This is a genomic window from Mesorhizobium sp. M0001, assembly GCF_040324255.1.
Lineage (GTDB): Bacteria > Pseudomonadota > Alphaproteobacteria > Rhizobiales > Rhizobiaceae > Mesorhizobium.
This window is the reverse complement of record NZ_JAMYVS010000008.1, coordinates 1-16,940: the sequence shown is the minus strand read 5'-3', so window position 1 is coordinate 16,940 and position 16,940 is coordinate 1. Positions and strand designations below refer to the sequence as shown.

14 protein-coding genes and 1 pseudogene are annotated in these 16,940 nt (G+C 62.4%); 10 read left to right on the top strand and 5 right to left on the bottom strand.

Annotation, left to right across the window (positions count from 1 at the left end; all coding sequences use genetic code 11):
• The first annotated feature begins 26 nt into the window (after positions 1 to 26).
• Complete coding sequence (ftsH, locus tag NKK50_RS21490; protein ID WP_023673598.1) at positions 27 to 1,952, top strand: ATP-dependent zinc metalloprotease FtsH; 1,926 nt, start codon at positions 27 to 29, stop codon at positions 1,950 to 1,952.
• A gap of 66 nt (positions 1,953 to 2,018) precedes the next feature.
• Here the strand turns inward: ftsH and NKK50_RS21485 are convergent, their stop codons facing one another.
• Positions 2,019 to 2,357, bottom strand: a complete 339-nt coding sequence (locus NKK50_RS21485; RefSeq protein WP_023703179.1) for a winged helix-turn-helix transcriptional regulator — start codon at positions 2,355 to 2,357, stop codon at positions 2,019 to 2,021.
• Between the two features lie 215 nt (positions 2,358 to 2,572).
• Here NKK50_RS21485 and NKK50_RS21480 point away from each other — a divergent pair, with 215 nt between their 5' ends.
• Positions 2,573 to 3,337 carry an SDR family oxidoreductase gene (locus NKK50_RS21480; RefSeq protein ID WP_023726186.1) on the top strand — a complete coding sequence of 255 codons (765 nt, stop codon included), beginning with the start codon at positions 2,573 to 2,575 and terminating at the stop codon, positions 3,335 to 3,337.
• A 28-nt stretch (positions 3,338 to 3,365) separates the two neighbouring features.
• Positions 3,366 to 4,241, top strand: coding sequence for an NAD(P)-dependent oxidoreductase (locus NKK50_RS21475; RefSeq protein WP_023726187.1), 876 nt, complete (start codon positions 3,366 to 3,368; stop codon positions 4,239 to 4,241).
• Between the two features lie 73 nt (positions 4,242 to 4,314).
• Here NKK50_RS21475 and NKK50_RS21470 read toward each other — a convergent pair whose 3' ends face one another.
• Together NKK50_RS21470 and NKK50_RS21465 are read right to left on the bottom strand one after the other, a co-directional pair.
• Positions 4,315 to 4,767: a hypothetical protein gene (locus NKK50_RS21470; protein WP_023744990.1), complete on the bottom strand. Its 453-nt coding sequence runs from the start codon at positions 4,765 to 4,767 to the stop codon at positions 4,315 to 4,317.
• A gap of 238 nt (positions 4,768 to 5,005) precedes the next feature.
• Positions 5,006 to 6,010, bottom strand: coding sequence for a hypothetical protein (locus NKK50_RS21465; RefSeq protein ID WP_023699185.1), 1,005 nt, complete (start codon positions 6,008 to 6,010; stop codon positions 5,006 to 5,008).
• 343 nt (positions 6,011 to 6,353) lie between these two features.
• Here NKK50_RS21465 and glmM point away from each other — a divergent pair, with 343 nt between their 5' ends.
• The 5 genes from glmM (at position 6,354) to serA (ending at position 12,810) form a co-directional block, all read left to right on the top strand.
• On the top strand, positions 6,354 to 7,706 hold the full coding sequence (glmM, locus tag NKK50_RS21460) for a phosphoglucosamine mutase (protein WP_023704880.1): 1,353 nt from the start codon (positions 6,354 to 6,356) through the stop codon (positions 7,704 to 7,706).
• Positions 7,707 to 7,957: 251 nt separating this feature from the next.
• Positions 7,958 to 8,773: an outer membrane protein gene (locus NKK50_RS21455; protein ID WP_023684191.1), complete on the top strand. Its 816-nt coding sequence runs from the start codon at positions 7,958 to 7,960 to the stop codon at positions 8,771 to 8,773.
• A gap of 229 nt (positions 8,774 to 9,002) precedes the next feature.
• Positions 9,003 to 9,773 (top strand): outer membrane protein, encoded by a 771-nt coding sequence (locus NKK50_RS21450; protein ID WP_023684192.1) that lies wholly within the window; start codon positions 9,003 to 9,005, stop codon positions 9,771 to 9,773.
• Between the two features lie 201 nt (positions 9,774 to 9,974).
• The gene (locus NKK50_RS21445) at positions 9,975 to 11,150 is read left to right on the top strand and encodes a phosphoserine transaminase (RefSeq protein ID WP_023742248.1); all 1,176 of its coding nucleotides are present in this window, start codon (positions 9,975 to 9,977) and stop codon (positions 11,148 to 11,150) included.
• A 58-nt stretch (positions 11,151 to 11,208) separates the two neighbouring features.
• Positions 11,209 to 12,810 (top strand): phosphoglycerate dehydrogenase, encoded by a 1,602-nt coding sequence (serA, locus tag NKK50_RS21440; RefSeq protein ID WP_023745014.1) that lies wholly within the window; start codon positions 11,209 to 11,211, stop codon positions 12,808 to 12,810.
• A gap of 64 nt (positions 12,811 to 12,874) precedes the next feature.
• Here the strand turns inward: serA and NKK50_RS21435 are convergent, their stop codons facing one another.
• Both NKK50_RS21435 and NKK50_RS21430 read right to left on the bottom strand, forming a co-directional pair.
• Complete coding sequence (locus NKK50_RS21435; protein WP_023737852.1) at positions 12,875 to 13,339, bottom strand: DUF2231 domain-containing protein; 465 nt, start codon at positions 13,337 to 13,339, stop codon at positions 12,875 to 12,877.
• Positions 13,340 to 13,444: 105 nt separating this feature from the next.
• Positions 13,445 to 14,350, bottom strand: coding sequence for a DMT family transporter (locus tag NKK50_RS21430; protein ID WP_023834649.1), 906 nt, complete (start codon positions 14,348 to 14,350; stop codon positions 13,445 to 13,447).
• Between the two features lie 209 nt (positions 14,351 to 14,559).
• On the opposite strand from NKK50_RS21430, the gene NKK50_RS21425 reads away from it, so the two are divergent.
• On the top strand, positions 14,560 to 15,858 hold the full coding sequence (locus tag NKK50_RS21425) for an adenylosuccinate synthase (protein WP_023737850.1): 1,299 nt from the start codon (positions 14,560 to 14,562) through the stop codon (positions 15,856 to 15,858).
• Positions 15,859 to 15,934: 76 nt separating this feature from the next.
• Positions 15,935 to 16,940 (top strand): annotated as a pseudogene (locus NKK50_RS21420) (hypothetical protein); the annotation flags it as partial.

Genomic DNA, 16,940 nt, shown 5'->3' with positions numbered 1-16,940 from the left:
CCCAGCGGGCACCAACGGGACAATTGATGAATCCGAATTATCGCAATCTCGCGCTCTGGGCGATCATAGCGGTCCTGCTCATTGCTCTCTTCAATCTGTTCCAGACGCCGCAGACTCGCGGGGCCTCGACCGACGTTCCCTATTCGCAGTTCCTGCAAGAGGTCGCGGCCGGCCGGGTCAAGACGGTGGTCATCGCCGGCGCCCGCATCACGGGCACCTACGCCGACAACGCCAATGGCTTCCAGACCTATTCGCCTGGCGATCCGCAGCTGGTCTCGCGGCTGCAGGACAAGAACGTCACCATCAATGCGCGGCCTGAGTCGGACGGTTCCAACTCGCTGTTCAGCTATCTGATCTCCTACCTGCCGATGATCCTGATCCTTGGCGTGTGGATATTCTTCATGCGCCAGATGCAGTCCGGCTCCGGCCGCGCCATGGGTTTCGGCAAGTCGAAGGCCAAGCTTCTCACTGAGGCGCATGGCCGCGTCACCTTCCAGGATGTCGCCGGCGTCGACGAGGCCAAGGAAGATCTGGAAGAGATCGTCGAGTTCCTGCGCGATCCGCAGAAGTTCCAGCGCCTCGGCGGCAAGATCCCGCGCGGCGTGCTTCTGGTCGGACCTCCCGGCACCGGCAAGACGCTGCTCGCCCGCTCCGTCGCCGGCGAGGCCAATGTGCCGTTCTTTACCATTTCGGGTTCCGACTTCGTCGAGATGTTCGTCGGCGTCGGCGCAAGCCGTGTCCGCGACATGTTCGACCAGGCCAAGAAGAATGCTCCCTGCATCATCTTCATCGACGAAATCGACGCTGTCGGCCGCCATCGCGGCGCCGGCCTCGGCGGTGGCAATGATGAGCGCGAACAGACGCTGAACCAGCTGCTGGTCGAGATGGACGGCTTCGAGTCCAACGAGAGCATCATCCTGATCGCCGCCACCAACCGGCCCGACGTGCTCGACCCGGCGCTGCTGCGTCCGGGCCGTTTCGACCGCCAGGTGGTGGTGCCGAACCCCGACATCGTCGGCCGCGAGAAGATCCTCAAGGTGCATGTGCGCAACGTGCCGCTGGCGCCGAATGTCGACCTCAAGGTGATCGCACGCGGCACGCCGGGCTTCTCGGGCGCCGACCTGATGAACCTGGTCAATGAATCCGCTCTGATGGCGGCGCGCCGCAACAAGCGACTTGTCACCATGGCCGAGTTCGAGGACGCCAAAGACAAGATCATGATGGGCGCCGAGCGCCGCTCGTCGGCCATGACCCAGGCCGAAAAGGAACTCACGGCCTATCACGAGGCCGGCCACGCCATCCTGGCGCTCAACGTGCCGTCGGCCGATCCGCTGCACAAGGCGACCATCATCCCGCGCGGTCGCGCGCTCGGCATGGTCATGCAGCTGCCGGAAGGCGATCGCTATTCGATGAGCTACAAATACATGATCTCGCGGCTTGCCATCATGATGGGCGGCCGCGTCGCAGAGGAGTTCAAGTTCGGCAAGGAGAACATCACCTCCGGCGCCTCTTCGGACATCGAGCAGGCGACAAAGCTGGCGCGCGCCATGGTCACGCGCTGGGGCTTCTCCGACAAGCTCGGCCATGTCGCCTATGGCGACAACCAGGAAGAGGTTTTCCTCGGCCATTCGGTGGCGCGCACGCAGAACGTCTCGGAAGAGACCGCGCAGATCATCGACGCCGAAGTGCGCCGGCTGATCGACGAGGCCTATGTCACGGCCAAGTCCATTCTGACCAAGAAGAAGAAGGAATGGATCGCTCTGGCGCAGGGCCTGCTCGAATACGAGACGCTTTCGGGCGAAGAGATCAAGCAGCTGATCGCCGGGCAGAAGCCCGCGCGAGATTTGGGGGATGACACCCCCACAAGCCGCGGCTCGGCTGTGCCGAAGTCCGGCCGCCGCAAGAAGGGTCCCGAGCCCGAAGGCGGCATGGAGCCTCAGCCGTCGAGCTGAGCTGACATCACTTGATGCAAGAAAACGCCGCGGCTCAATCCGCGGCGTTTTGCTATTCAGGGTCTCTCAAATAGCATGCGGGACGGATGCATTTGCTTTGCCGGGGCGCACACCGTCAGTCCGGCCAGCATGTTGCTTGCCCCATCTGGCCAGCGGGATCAGGGCATTGTCCAGCTCGATGCCGAATTCGGTAATCGAGTATTCGACCCTCGGCGGCACCTCGGGAAAGATTTCGCGATGGACGATGCCGTCGGCCTCCATTTCGCGCAGCTGTTGGATCAGCATCTTTTCGCTGATGTCAGGCACCAGCCGCTTCAGCTCACCGAATCGTGCCGGCGCCTTGTGAATCTGCCAGAGCAGTAGCGCCTTCCATTTGCCGCTGATGACCTCCAGCGCCGGCCCCAATCCGCAACTATCTGGCTGTTTCTTTCCCATGTTTCATCCAATTCTGAGCAATCGGTGGGTAGCTTACATTTTTGTCGGTACTTGAGAAAAACCAAGCCGGTCCATAGCTTCAAACCAGCTCGCCGGCATCGGCGAACACCACAACATCATATCGGTACCTCGCTTCGACCTGCAAAGGCCGTCGGCGGCCGGATTTTGTCAAAAAGGGATGGATCATGACACGATACGCAAACAAGAAGGCCGTTGTCATCGGCGGGACGCACGGCATGGGGCTCGCCGTTGCCGAAGCCCTGATCGAAAGCGGCGCCGAGGTCCTGGTCACCGGCCGCGACCAGCGCAACATCGAGGCCGCGCGAGTCAAGCTGTTTTCGCGAGCTCATGTCGTGCGGTCCGATATCTCAGACATGGCCGATATCGTCACGCTCGGTGCCGAAGTGGGGCAGAAGCTTGGCCAGATCGACTTCCTTCACGTCAATGCCGGGGTGGCCAATCTCGAACCCGTCGAGCGGGTCACCGAGGACAGTTACGATCGCACCTTCGACATCAACACCAAAGGCGCTTTCTTCACCGCGCAGCGCCTGCTGCCCCTCATCAGGGATGGTGGCGCCATAGTCTTCACCTCGTCGATCGCCGACGAATCCGGCACTGGCGGCATGAGCGTCTATTCCGGATCGAAGGCGGCACTGCGCGCCTTCGCCAAGGTCCTGGCCGCCGAGCTTCTGCCGCGCCGGATCCGCGTGAATGTGGTCAGCCCTGGTTTCATCGATACGCCGACGATGGGTGTGGCCGACGCGTCGGCCGAGGAGCGGGCCGCCTTCATGGCGATCGGCGACGCGGTCACGCCGATGAGGCGCCACGGCACGATGGAGGAGGTGGCGCGCGCAGTGCTGTTCCTGGCGTTCGACGCGACCTTCACCACGGGCGCGCGGCTGACCGTGGACGGTGGCCTTGGCCAGGACCTGAGCCCGACACCGGCGTAACCGCGCAACCAAACCAAGGAGAAGCAGAATGAGCGACATAACAGTGATCGGTCTCGGCGCCATGGGCACGGCGCTTGCCGAAGCCTTTCTGAACCAGGGACATGCGGTGACGGTGTGGAACCGTTCTCCGGCAAGGGCTGAGGCTTTGGCAGCCAAGGGCGCCATTGTGGCCAAGAGTGTCGAGGAAGCCGTCAGATCGAGTCCACTGATCGTGGCGTGCCTGCTTGTCTATGACACCGTTCGTGAGGTGCTCGGCCCAAGCCGAGAGGCGCTGTCGGGCCGCACATTGGTCAATCTCACCAACGGCACGCCCGAGCAGGCGCGGGCGATGTCGGGCTGGGCGGTGAGCCAAGGCGCCAGCTATATCGACGGCGGCATCATGGCGGTGCCGCCGATGATCGGCGGGCCGCACGCACTGATTCTCTACAGCGGTTCGCGCCAGGCGTTCGATGCCTGTTCGGGGCAGCTCGGAGCGCTCGGCACCAGCAAATTCCTCGGTGAGGATGCTGGCCTCGCGCCGCTCTATGATATCTCGCTTCTGACCGGCATGTACGGCATGTTCGCGGGCGTTCTGCAGGCGTTGGCATTGACGGGCGCAGCAGGAATCCCGGCCGGCGAGTTCATGCCGCTGCTGGCCTCCTGGCTTCAGTCGATGCAAGGCCTGCTGCCGAAGTGGGCCGAACAGATCGACAGTGGCGATCACACCAGCAATGTCGTTTCCAATCTGGGCATGCAGGCTGATGCCTACGTCAATCTCATCGATGCCAGCAGGTCGGCTGATGTCAGCACCGAACTCGTCCTGCCGATGCAAAGCCTGATGAAGCGCGGGGTGGCTGCCGGCCAGGCCAATGCCGATCTTACAAGCCTGGTCGCACTGCTCCAGCTCTCGAAACAAGGCGCTTGACGGGGCAAGACCCGAGAGAAGGCCCGCCAACCTTGCGGTTGGGGGCCTTCGATCTTCAAACGCTGCTGGTCGATCAGCTCTTCAGCTTGGCGTTGCAGAGGCTGTAATAGCCGCCGCCCTTCTGGATCCAGCGAAGGCCGTTCAACGTACCCGCGTCCTTGTTGCCGTGGTAGCCCTGCAGGCAGGTCTTCATCCGCGCCTTCGAGGGCTTCTCGGTCTTGAATTCGGCGGCGAGGGTGGTCGGGAATGTCACGCCCGTCGGCGCTACAGCGGGGGCGACCGCCGCGCTGGTTTCCTTCTGCGGCTGCGGCTCGGTTTTGACCGCATCCGCATTGGCACTCTCCGCAGCTGACGTCGCACACTTCTCGGTGCGGAAAGCGGTCCAATCCATGCCGTTCAGAGTGCCGCCTTCCTTGGCTGTGCGATAGGCCTCGCCGCATTCCTTCATTGTCAGTGCGCTTGCAGGGGTGACGCTCCACGCAATCCATGCCGTCACAGCCAATGCCGCCAATTTCAATCTGGACATAAGACCCTCCTGGTTGACAAAAGTTCGATGTCCTTTTGTATACCGTTTGTTCTGCATATGTTCAACTGGAATCTTTGCGCCAACCGTAAGTCTGCGGTGGGCAGTGTGGGCGAATAGATGATGCCAACACCTTCCGCGATATGTAAACGCGAGCAACGCCAGATGTTTTCGAGCGCAATAAAAAGGCCCGCGCATGTTGCGATGCGCGGGCCTCTGTCTGGAGAATATGGCTACGCGATCAGCTCTTCAGCTTGGCATTGCAGAGGCTGTAGAAGCCGCCGCCCTTCTGGATCCAGCGCAGGCCATTCAGCGTGTTGGCATCCTTGTTGGCGTAGTAGAGCTCGAGGCAGGTGTGCATGCGGCCCTTGGCCGGCGTCTCGCCGGCGTATTTCTTCGAGATCGCGGCCGGGAACTTCACGCCCTTGGGAGCGGTGACCGAGGGCTTCTCGGGCTCGCTGGTATAGGTCGCCTCGCTCGGAGCGGGCACGGTGTCGTCGTCATCTGCGCCTGCGCCGCATTCGGCCTTGCGGAAGTCGTTCCACTTCTTGCCGCCCAGCGTATTGGCAGACTTGGCAGCCTGGTACTTGGCGCTGCAATCGGCCATGCTCAGGCCCTTGCCGCTGCTGTCGGCAGCTGCCTTGGTGGTTGCCTTGGCGGGTGCTGCCGCGGCCGAGGCCCCGGCGGCGCATTCGGTCTTGCGGAAGTCGTTCCACTTCACGCCGTTCAGTGTGCCGGCGGCCTTTGCCGCCTGGTACTTGGTGCTGCATTCCTTGGCTGTCAGGCCCTTGGCGCCATCGTCGGTTGTGGCTGCGGCCTTGGTCGTGGCCTTGGCGGGTTCTGCCGCGGCGGATGCGCCGGCGGCGCATTCGGTCTTGCGGAAGTCGTTCCACTTTGCGCCATTGAGCGTACCGGCGGCCTTGGCAGCCTGGTATTTAGCGCTGCATTCCTTGGCCGTCAGACCCTTGGCGCCGTCATCAGCAGCGGCGGCGGCCTTGGTCGTGTCCGTCTTGGCCGCAGCGGCCTTCTTGGCCGCCGGCTTTGCGGTCTCGGTGGTGGCCGCCGCGTCGGTGCCGCACTCGGCCTTCCGATACTGATTCCAGGTCTGCCCGTTCAGCGTGCCGGCGTCCTTGGCGGCATTATACTTGGTACTACACTGGGCCATGGTCAGCGCGCTGGCGGGCGCCGCCATGAACAAGGTTGCGACGGCAAGACCCGTCAAAGTTGCAAGTCGGTGGATGAGCATGGCGTTCTCCCGTTGCTGCGTCCATAGGTTGTATCTGTGTCAATCAATAGCTCTCAACGCTAGGCTGCGCCAGATGCTAAACGGCGTTCTCCCGATAAGGTGATGGACCCTTGCGATCTGCCCCTCCAACAGTCCGGCTTACCGGCCCAATCTGCGCAGTGTGGCCCAGTGTGAATGTTATATTGCGGCAACACCGTGTCATGATACGCTGCCAACGCTCCGAACAGCCTGCTACAATGATTTTCTAAGAATTGGTAATATACAATCACACAATGTGATAGTCGGGCTCGGACCAATTGTGGCATTACGAGCCGGCTGAAAACCGACGGGGATTCTGGCAAGCATGGCAGGACGTTATTTTGGCACCGACGGCATTCGCGGGCGCGCCAACAAGTTTCCGATGACGGCTGAGATCGCGATGCGGGTCGGCATGGCCGCCGGCCTGTCGTTCCAGCGCGGCAGCCATCGCCACCGCGTCGTGCTCGGCAAGGACACCAGGCTGTCCGGCTACATGATCGAAAACGCCATGGTGTCCGGCCTGTGCGCGGCCGGCATGGATGTGTTCCTGCTCGGCCCGATCCCGACACCGGCGGTCGCCATGCTGGTGCGCTCGCTGCGCGCCGATATCGGCGTCATGATCTCGGCCTCGCACAACCCTTATTACGACAACGGCATCAAGCTGTTCGGTCCCGATGGCTACAAGCTCTCCGACGAGATCGAGGAGCGCATCGAGAGCATGCTCGACAAGGATATCGAACTGGCGCTCGCCGATTCCGACGGGCTCGGCCGCGCCAAGCGCGTCGACGGCGTGCATGACCGCTACATCGAATTCGCCAAGCGCACGCTGCCGCGCTCGATGTCGCTGTCGGGTCTCAGGATCGTCGTCGATTGCGCCAATGGCGCAGCCTACAAGGTGGCGCCTGCCGCACTTTGGGAACTGGGCGCCGAGGTCATTGCCATCAATGTCGATCCGAACGGTTTTAACATCAACAAGGAATGCGGCTCGACCCATCCGGCCGGCCTGCAGAAGAAGGTGCATGAAGTGCGCGCCGATATCGGCATCGCACTCGACGGTGATGCCGACCGTGTCGTCATCGTCGACGAGAACGGCACCATCGTCGACGGTGACCAGATCATGGCGCTGATCGCCGAGTCCTGGCACCAGAGCGGGCGACTGGCCGGCGGCGGCGTCGTCTCGACGGTGATGTCCAATCTCGGCCTCGAACGCTTCCTTGGCGACATGAAGTTGCAGCTGCATCGCACCAAGGTCGGCGACCGCTATGTCGTTGAGCATATGCGCGCGCATGGGTTGAATGTCGGCGGCGAGCAGTCGGGCCACATTGTGCTGTCCGATTTCTCGACCACTGGCGACGGGCTGGTCTCGGCGCTGCAGGTGCTGGCCTGCATCAAGCGGCAGAACCGGCCGGTTAGCGAATTGTCGAAGAAATTCGAGCCGGTGCCGCAGCTGTTGAAGAATGTCCGCATCGCCGGCGGCAAGCCGCTTGAAGAAGCCTTGGTCAAGGCGGCGATCGAAGATGCGCGCAACCGTCTTGGCAAGGCCGGCCGCCTGGTCATACGGCCCTCCGGCACCGAGCCGCTGATCCGCGTCATGGCCGAGGGCGACGACCCACAGCTGGTCGAGGCCGTGGTCAACGACATCGTCGACATCATTTCGGAAACGCGCAGCGCCGCCTGATTGCGCTGCCTCCAACGGCAGGGGCGAACTGCCGGCTCAAGACTTCAAGCCCGCCTGCAGGCGGGCTTTTTGTTTCGGCCAGGGTTGGTCCCAGCGTTATGCCGGCGGAGACTGTTTGCTAAAATGTCGAGAATTCGTGGTTAATCGACAGGGTTAAACGCCTTTTAACTTTTCCAATTCATTATCCACAACTGAGGTCAATCACATTCGGGCAAGTTGGACTTTCCCGACGGTTCTCAGGGGTGACAAACATGTTCAATACAGCAAAAAAGGCCCTCCTTGCCGCGCTGTTCGCAGGTGTGGCCGGGCCAGTATTCGCCGCCGATCTGGCGGAGCCGCCGGTGGTCGAAGAGGCGCCGGCGCCGATCGCCTACGAGCAGCCGGCCGATTTCGGCGGCTGGTACATCCGCGGCGACATCGACTATCATAAATCGGATTTGCGCGGCATCGACTATATCACCTACGGGCCGCCTCCCGGCAGCAATGTTTTCGATTCCGGCGAGCTTAAGGGCGGCTTCTCACTCGGCGCCGGCATTGGCTACAAGATCAACGATCATTTCCGTACCGACCTGACAGCCGACTATTGGTTCGCTTCGGACTTCAACGGATCAACCAACGATGGCGTTACGACCTCCGTCGAAGTGTCGAAAATGAGCGCATTGCTGCTCTTGGCCAACGCCTATTACGATATCGGCACCTGGCACGGCATCACGCCTTATGTTGGCGCTGGCATCGGCGGCGCGCACGTCAAATGGGATACCGTCCACGACCCGAACACAACCGAGACCAACCCCGGGTCGAAGAATTGGCGCTTTGCCTACGCGCTCATGGCCGGCGCGTCCTATTGCCTTACCGACAGGGTGATCCTGGATGCCGGCTATCGCTACTCTCACATTGAGGGGGGCCGCATGTTCGACTTCGACGTGAGCAGTTCCGGGCCCGGCTTCGACCATGGCATCAACACACATGAGGTACGAGGCGGTCTGCGCTATCAGTTCGGCGGCAATAATGGTTGCACATCGCCGGAGCCCTACGTTCCAGAGCCGGAGCCGATCTACACCAAGTAGTCGCTTCGAAATCTAGGAATTCGCGAACCGCCCGGTCTTGCCGGGCGGTTTTCGTTTGCCGATGTTTGCGCGTTTTCAACCGGCCGCGTGTGCCGAAGAAACCCAATCGAAATCAATTCGGTACGCCGCGTTATCCTTAACCCTGACTTAACCACTATGGTTAACAATGCTTGGTGAAACGGCGCTTGCGATCAAAATGACGGGCGCCAATTTCAGGAGCCGGGGACCCATGAATTTCAAATCGCTGACAGCGCCGGCGCTCGCCGCACTCGTCCTTGTGCCGCTGACGCCGGCGCAGGCCGCGGACTACGATCCGCCGATCTATGTCGATCAGGCGCCGGACTATCAACCGGTCGAGGTCGGCTCGGGCTGGTATCTGCGCGGCGACGTCTCTTATCTGGCGCAGAAGAGCTACGAGGATCAGGATTTCACCTTCGCCCCCGCGAGCTTCAGCGAGAAGCAGGATCCGGCCTTTGCCAGCATCGGCTTCGGCTACCACTTCAACGACTATCTGCGCGGCGACGTCAATCTTGGCTATCTGCCCGGCAACAAGATCGGCGTCGGCTTTGACGATTCGGCGACGCCGCCGCCGGGTGGTGCGACCATCGCGTCGGCATCGCTGCAAAATTATTCCCTGTCGGGCATGGTCAATGGCTATGTCGATCTCGGCACTTATGTCGGGATCACGCCCTACCTCGGCGCCGGCATTGGGCTGGTCCGGAGCAAATACAAGCTGTCGGCGAGTTACTTCACCGACAATGTCGACCCTACGGATGATTTCGTCCGGAACGACAACAAGACCCAGTATTCCCTCGCCTACACGCTGGATGCGGGCCTGGCCTATCAGGTGACCAAGAATGTTTCTGTAGATCTCGGCTACCAGTACTTCTCCGCGCCGGATGCCGAATATGTCACGGCCGAGAGCCTGACCTCCTATCCGATCCGCAAGGGCATCAGCAATCATCAGGTCAAGCTCGGCCTGCGCTACGACCTCTGGTAGGAAGCTTGCTGTTCGGAAGCCCAACGGCGGATCTCTTCGATCCGCTGTTTGCGTTTTAGCCCACGACATGCTGATCCCGTATCGCCGGTATCCCGCCAGCGACAAAAACTTTCCTCTTGACGCCTGAGGGCTGAACGCATATCGCCGTCCGTGGGCCACCCCTCCCCAACGAGGGGCCACTATCTGGAAGGATAGACCACGATGACGACGCATACGAAGCCCGGACTCCGTCCGGCAAACCCCAATTTCTCCTCAGGTCCCTGCGCAAAACGCCCCGGCTGGTCGGTCGAGGCACTGAAGAATGCTGCGCTCGGCCGTTCCCACCGCGCCAAGATCGGCAAGACCAAGCTCGAACAGGCGATCGAGCTGACGCGCGAGATTCTCCAGGTTCCGGCCGATTACCGCATCGGCATCGTGCCGGCGTCGGACACGGGTGCTGTCGAGATGGCGCTGTGGTCGCTGCTCGGTGAACGCGGTGTCGACATGGTGGCATGGGAAAGCTTTGGCTCCGGCTGGGTCACCGACGTGGTCAAGCAGCTGAAGCTAGTCGATATCAGAAAGATCGAGACAGGCTATGGCGAGCTGCCGGATCTCACCAAGATCGATTTCGACCGCGATGCGGTCTTCACCTGGAACGGCACGACCTCAGGCGTGCGCGTACCGAATGGCGATTTCATTCCAGCCGACCGCAAAGGCCTGACCATCTGCGACGCGACCTCGGCCGCATTCGCGCAGAGGCTCGATTTCCAGAAGCTCGATGTCGTCACTTTCTCCTGGCAGAAAGTGCTGGGCGGCGAGGGCGCACACGGCATGCTGATCCTGTCGCCTCGCGCCGTCGAGCGACTGGAAACCTACAAGCCGGCGTGGCCGCTGCCGAAAATCTTCCGCCTGACCTCGGGCGGCAAGCTGATCGAAGGCGTCTTCAAGGGCGAGACCATCAACACGCCGTCGATGCTGTGCGTCGAGGACTATCTCGATGCACTTCATTGGGCGAAGTCGATCGGCGGTCTCGATGCCTTGATTGCCAGAGCCGATGCCAATGCCGCCGTGCTCGATGGCTTTGTCGACAAATCGTCCTGGCTAGGCCATCTCGCGGTCGATGCGGCGACACGGTCCAACACGTCCGTATGTCTGTCCTTCACCGACGCCGATGTCGCGGCGCTCGACGCCGACGGGCAGGCGGCTTTCGCCAAGGCGATCGTCTCTGTGCTCGACAAGGAAGGCGTCGCGTACGACATCGGCTCCTATCGTGACGCACCTTCCGGTCTGCGCATCTGGTGCGGCGCCACCGTCGAGACCTCCGATCTCGAAGCGCTGCTGCCTTGGCTCGACTGGGCCTTCGCCACGCAGAAGGCTTCGCTGAAGGCCGCAGCCTGAGATTTCGTGGTGGCCTGCGGGCCGCCCTTTCCCGACAATCCAATTCAAGGAGGCCGCCATGGCGCCCCGCGTTCTCGTCTCTGACAAACTCTCCACCACCGCCGTCCAGATATTCAAGGACCGCGGCATCGAGGTCGACTATTTGCCCGATCTCGGCAAGGACAAGGAAAAGCTGCTTGAAGTCATCGACCAGTATGATGGTCTTGCCATCCGCTCGGCGACCAAGGTCACGGAAAAACTGATCAACGCCGCGACAAGACTCAAGGTCGTCGGCCGCGCCGGCATCGGTGTCGACAATGTCGACATCCCCGCGGCGAGCCGCAAGGGCATCATCGTGATGAACACGCCTTTCGGCAATTCGATCACCACAGCCGAACATGCGGTGGCGATGATCTTTGCACTCGCACGGCAGATCCCGGAGGCCAATGCCTCGACCCATGCCGGCAAATGGGAAAAGAACCGCTTCATGGGCGTCGAGATCACCGGCAAGGCGCTGGGTGTCATCGGCTGCGGCAATATCGGCTCGATCGTCGCCACGCGCGGGGTCGGCCTGAAAATGCATGTCGTCGCCTTCGACCCGTTCCTGTCGGACAAGCGCGCCGAGGAACTCGGCGTCGACAAGGTCGAGCTGGACGAGCTTTTCGCCCGCGCCGATTTCATCACGCTGCACACGCCGCTGACCGACAAGACGCGCAACATCATCGACGCGGCGGCGATCGCCAAGATGAAGAACGGCGTGCGCATCATCAATTGCGCGCGTGGCGGGCTCATCGTCGAGGCCGACCTGGTCGCGGCGCTGAAGAGCGGCAAGGTGGCGGGCGCCGGCGTCGATGTGTTCGAGGTCGAACCGGCGGAAAACAATGCGCTGTTCGGCATGGAGAATGTGGTGGCAACGCCGCATCTCGGCGCCTCGACAGCGGAAGCGCAGGAAAACGTTGCGCTGCAAGTAGCCGAGCAGATGGCCGACTATCTGATCAAGGGTGCGGTTTCGAATGCCATCAACATGCCCTCGATCACGGCCGAGGAAGCACCGCGGCTGAAGCCGTTCGTCAAGCTCGCCGAAGTGCTCGGCGCCTTTGTCGGCCAGGTCACCGAGGACCCGATCAACGAGGTCGAGATCCTGTTCGATGGCTCGACCGCGACGATGAACACGCGTGCCCTGATCAGTGCCGCGCTTGCCGGACTGATCCGGCCGCAGGTCGCCGACGTCAATATGGTGTCGGCGCCCATCATGGTGAAGGAGCGCGGCATCATCGTCGCCGAGGTCAAGCGCGACAAGTCGGGCGTGTTCGACGGCTACATCAAGCTGACGGTGAAGACCGAGCACATGACGCGCTCGATCGCCGGCACCTGCTTCTCCGACGGCAAGCCGCGCTTCATCCAGATCAAGGGCATCAATCTCGACGCCGAGGTCGGCCAGCACATGCTCTACACAACCAATGCCGATGCGCCCGGCATTATCGGCCTGCTCGGCACGGTGTGCGGCGAGAACGGCGTCAACATCGCCAACTTCCAGCTCGGCCGCAACCGGCCGGGCGGCGACGCGATCGCGCTGCTCTATCTCGACGCGCCGTTCCCGGAGAAAGTGCTGGAACAGGTCAAGGCGCACAAGTCCATCGACTCAGCCAAGCGGCTGCAGTTCGACGTCAACGCAATGTAGTTGACGGCTTGGCGGATGCGGCGGTCCTCCCCCCATCATTGGGGCGGCCGTCGCAGAGGCCGGTTCAGGTCAATTCGTCTGAGCCGTCGGAGACGCCCACGCGATGCCGATAGACCAGTTCCCAGCCCTTCCACCCTGTAAACAGCAGGATCAGAACCACGATCAGCGATAAGATAAAGCCGATCGGGATCACAGCCGCCGCTCCAGCGACATAACGCGAGTACCAGTTATAAAGCTCGATCAGCACGACGAGAACGTTGCCGCCGGCATGGAGCCATGCCGTCGTGAGATTGCGGATCCGAACATCGCCGAGAACATCCGTCAGGCCGGTAAGAGCGGCCAAGGCGCCCATGATCAGGCCGGCGCCGAGAAGCCAAAGCGATCCGGTGACCCACCCTGGATCGGCTGTTTGCCAGAAAATCAGATCGCAAACGAAGGTGCCGACAAAGAAGGCGATCGGAAACGGAATCAGCATTGGATGAATGGGGTGACCTGCAATGCTTGCCGTGCTGCGAGGGTTGTGGCTCATCTTGTTGCCTCCCTCCCCAGCAAACTCCGCCAGAGGTAAAATGTTCCAGGTCGGCGCGCGGCAGCAGTTATCGCGACGGCGGCGCAGCGCGGCAGCGGCCAAATGTTATCCGCGGCGGTTCGGTGCCGCCATCTTGCGCCCGCTGTATTCGGCGAGCGAAATGCCGCCCAGCACCAGGACGAGCGCCAGCGCCTGGTAGAGCTGGAATGTCTCGCCGACGATCAGCACTGACAGCAACGTGCCGAAGATCGGCACCAGATTGATGAACAGCCCGGCACGGTTGGCGCCGATCAGTTCGTTGCCCCGGATGTAAGTGATCTGCGAAATGACCGAAGCGCCGATCGCGGTATAGACGATGACCACCCAGCCGCTGATATCGGGGACGATAACCTTGCCGGCGGCGACCTCCCACAGGAAGAACGGCAGCGAGGTGATGAGGGCAGCGATCGCCAGGGACAACATCAGGCTCTGCCAGCGCATGACCGGCTTCAGCCGCAGCCCGACCGAATAACCGCTGTAGAGGACGACCGCGACCAGCATGATGGCGTCGCCGAAATTGAGTTCCAATGTGAGCAGCCGGCGCGGATCGCCGTGGCAGGCAGTCAAGATGACACCGAAGATGGTCAGCACCACGCCCGCAATCTGAGCCCAGCTCACGCGCAGGCGGAAGAAGAAGAAATTGGCAACGATGATCAAGACCGGCATCGCCGCCTGTTCGATCGAGACATTGATCGCGGTCGTGTAGTTGAGCGCGGTGTAGAAAATGGTGTTGAACAGAGTGAAGCCGCTGGCGCCAAGTGCAGCCAGCACGAACCAGTGTTTGCGCACCACCGGCCAGTCCTCCCTGATCGTGCGCCAGCCGATCGGCAGCAGGATCGCAACGGCCAGCACCCAGCGCAGGAAGACCAGCGTCATCGGCGAGACGTGATCGACCGCCAGCTTGCCGGCGACGGAATTGCCGCCCCACAACAAGGTAGTCAGCAGCAGGAACAGGTAGGCGCGTCGATGCATTGCGGGATTCCGGCCGCTTGGGGAGTTGTGTTTGCCGGCCTATTGCCCCCGCCGACGCAAGTAAATGATGTCAAAGCCGAAAATTGTTGTGCCTCAGGGCATTTTCGGCGGCAAAGAAAGGTCGCGCTTGCGAGGTCTTGACGCTATAGAGGCCTGTCGTTTCGAACCATATCCAGGCCGCCAGGGCGGCATCTCAAGGGAAAAGAAACATGGCCAATGTGGTGGTCGTCGGCTCGCAATGGGGCGACGAAGGCAAGGGCAAGATCGTCGACTGGTTGTCGGAGCGCGCCGACGTCGTCGTGCGCTTCCAGGGCGGCCACAATGCCGGCCATACGCTGGTCGTCGACGGCAAGGTCTACAAACTGTCGCTGCTGCCGTCGGGCGTGGTGCGGCAAGGCAAGCTGTCGATCATCGGCAATGGCGTCGTCTTCGACCCGCACGCCTTTGTCGCGGAAGTGGCAAAACTCAAGGCGCAAGGCGTCGAGGTCACGCCGGACCGCCTGAAAATAGCCGAAAACACCGCGCTTATCCTGTCGCTGCACCGGGAGCTGGACGGATTCCGCGAGGACGCCGCCTCCAATTCCGGGACGAAAATTGGCACGACGCGTCGTGGCATCGGCCCAGCCTATGAGGACAAGGTGGGCCGGCGCGCGGTTCGGGTGATGGATCTGGCGGATTTGGAAACGCTGCCCCTCAAGGTCGACAGGCTGCTGACGCATCACAATGCGCTGCGTCGCGGGCTTGGCCATGGCGAAGTCACGCATGACGCGATCATGTCCGAGCTGACCTCGGTCGCCGATGAGATCCTGCCCTATATGGACCGCGTCTGGAAAATCCTCGACGACAAGCGCCGCGCCGGCGAACGCATCCTGTTCGAGGGCGCGCAAGGCACGCTGCTCGACATCGACCACGGCACCTATCCGTTCGTCACCTCGTCCAACACCGTTGCCGGCCAGGCAGCCGCCGGCTCGGGGGTGGGCCCCGGCGCCATCGGCTATGTCCTGGGCATCACCAAGGCCTATACGACGCGTGTCGGCGAAGGCCCGTTCCCGACCGAGCAGAAGAACGAGATTGGCGAATTTCTCGGTACGCGTGGCCACGAATTCGGCGTCGTCACCGGGCGCAAACGCCGTTGCGGCTGGTTCGACGCCGTGCTGGTGCGCCAGGCCGTCGCCGTCAACGGTATCAAGGGCATCGCCCTGACCAAACTCGACGTGCTCGACGGGCTGGATGAGATCAAGGTCTGCACCGGCTACCGTCTCGACGGCGAAACGATCGACTATCTGCCGGCCAGCCAGGGCGCTCAGGCGCGTGTCGAGCCGGTCTACGAGACGCTCGAAGGCTGGAAAGGCACCACAGCCGGCGCGCGCAGTTGGAACGACCTTCCGGCGCAGGCCGTCAAATATGTCCGTTACATCGAGGAGCTGATCGGGGCACCCGTCGCGCTCCTTTCCACCAGCCCGGAACGGGACGACACGATACTTGTGACCGATCCGTTTCAAGACTAGTTTTCTGAAGCCTTTCCGGGCATCGCGGCCGATTTGCGGGGGCCGGCGCGGAAACACAATACAGGTCGACTGAAGCATGGCAGATTTCGTTGCTATTCTGAAAAAGGCGCTCGACAAGCACGGCGACGAAACGCCCGAAAAGCGTACGCGGATCTATGAAAGCGTTCGTACCATGCTGGCGAAGAAGCTTGCGGAGTATTCGCCGCCGCTCGCCGCCGAAGCCATAAGCACGCAGAAGCGATCCCTGGAAGATGCCATCTCGAGCGTCGAGCGCGACTATGCCAGGGCACTGCCGGCATCCGACCCACTGGCGGAGCTGGAGCACATCTTCTCCTCCATCGACCGCAACAAGAACCAGTCCAGTCATGTAAAGCCTTCCGCCACGCCTGCGCCGGCCTGGCAGCCGGCGAAACCCGTGCAGCCGGCGCCGACCACCAGGACAGAGCCGAGCTGGCAGAGGCCCGCTCCGACACCGCCTCCGCCTGTGGCGCGTGCAGAAACCATCGACAAGCAAGCCGCGGAGCTGGACGCCGACGACGATAGCGCCGATGTCTTTGCCAATGACGAGCAGCCGGCGGCGGACACGTTCCAACGCCTGCGCCCCGCCGAGCGCAGGCGCAGCTATGGCGGGTTGATCGCGGCTGTCGTCGCGCTTCTGGTGGTCGCCGGCGGCGGCTATGGCATCTGGCTGAACAAGGATGCCTTTGGCTCGATGCTGGGCCTCGGCGGCGACACCAAGACGGTCTCGACCGAACCGCTGGTAAAGCCGGCGCCGGCCAAGCCCGCGGCCGATGCACCGGCACCGGCCGCTGCCGGCGAGGGAACGAAGTTCACCCAGCGCCTGTCGCCCGAAGGCGGTGAAACCGACCCCGGTCCCGCGGCCGGTCAAAGCGGCATCGGCGAGGGCGAGTCCGTCGCCGCGCTGACCACACCGCCACCACCGGCTCCAGCGCCACCTGCGGCACCAGCGCCTGCGACCCCCCCGGACCGCGACGCCGCAGCCACCGGCGCGCCCGCCACGCCGGCGACCGACGCTTCCGCCACGCCACCGGCCACGCCGCCCGCCGATGGCGTAGCTCCCC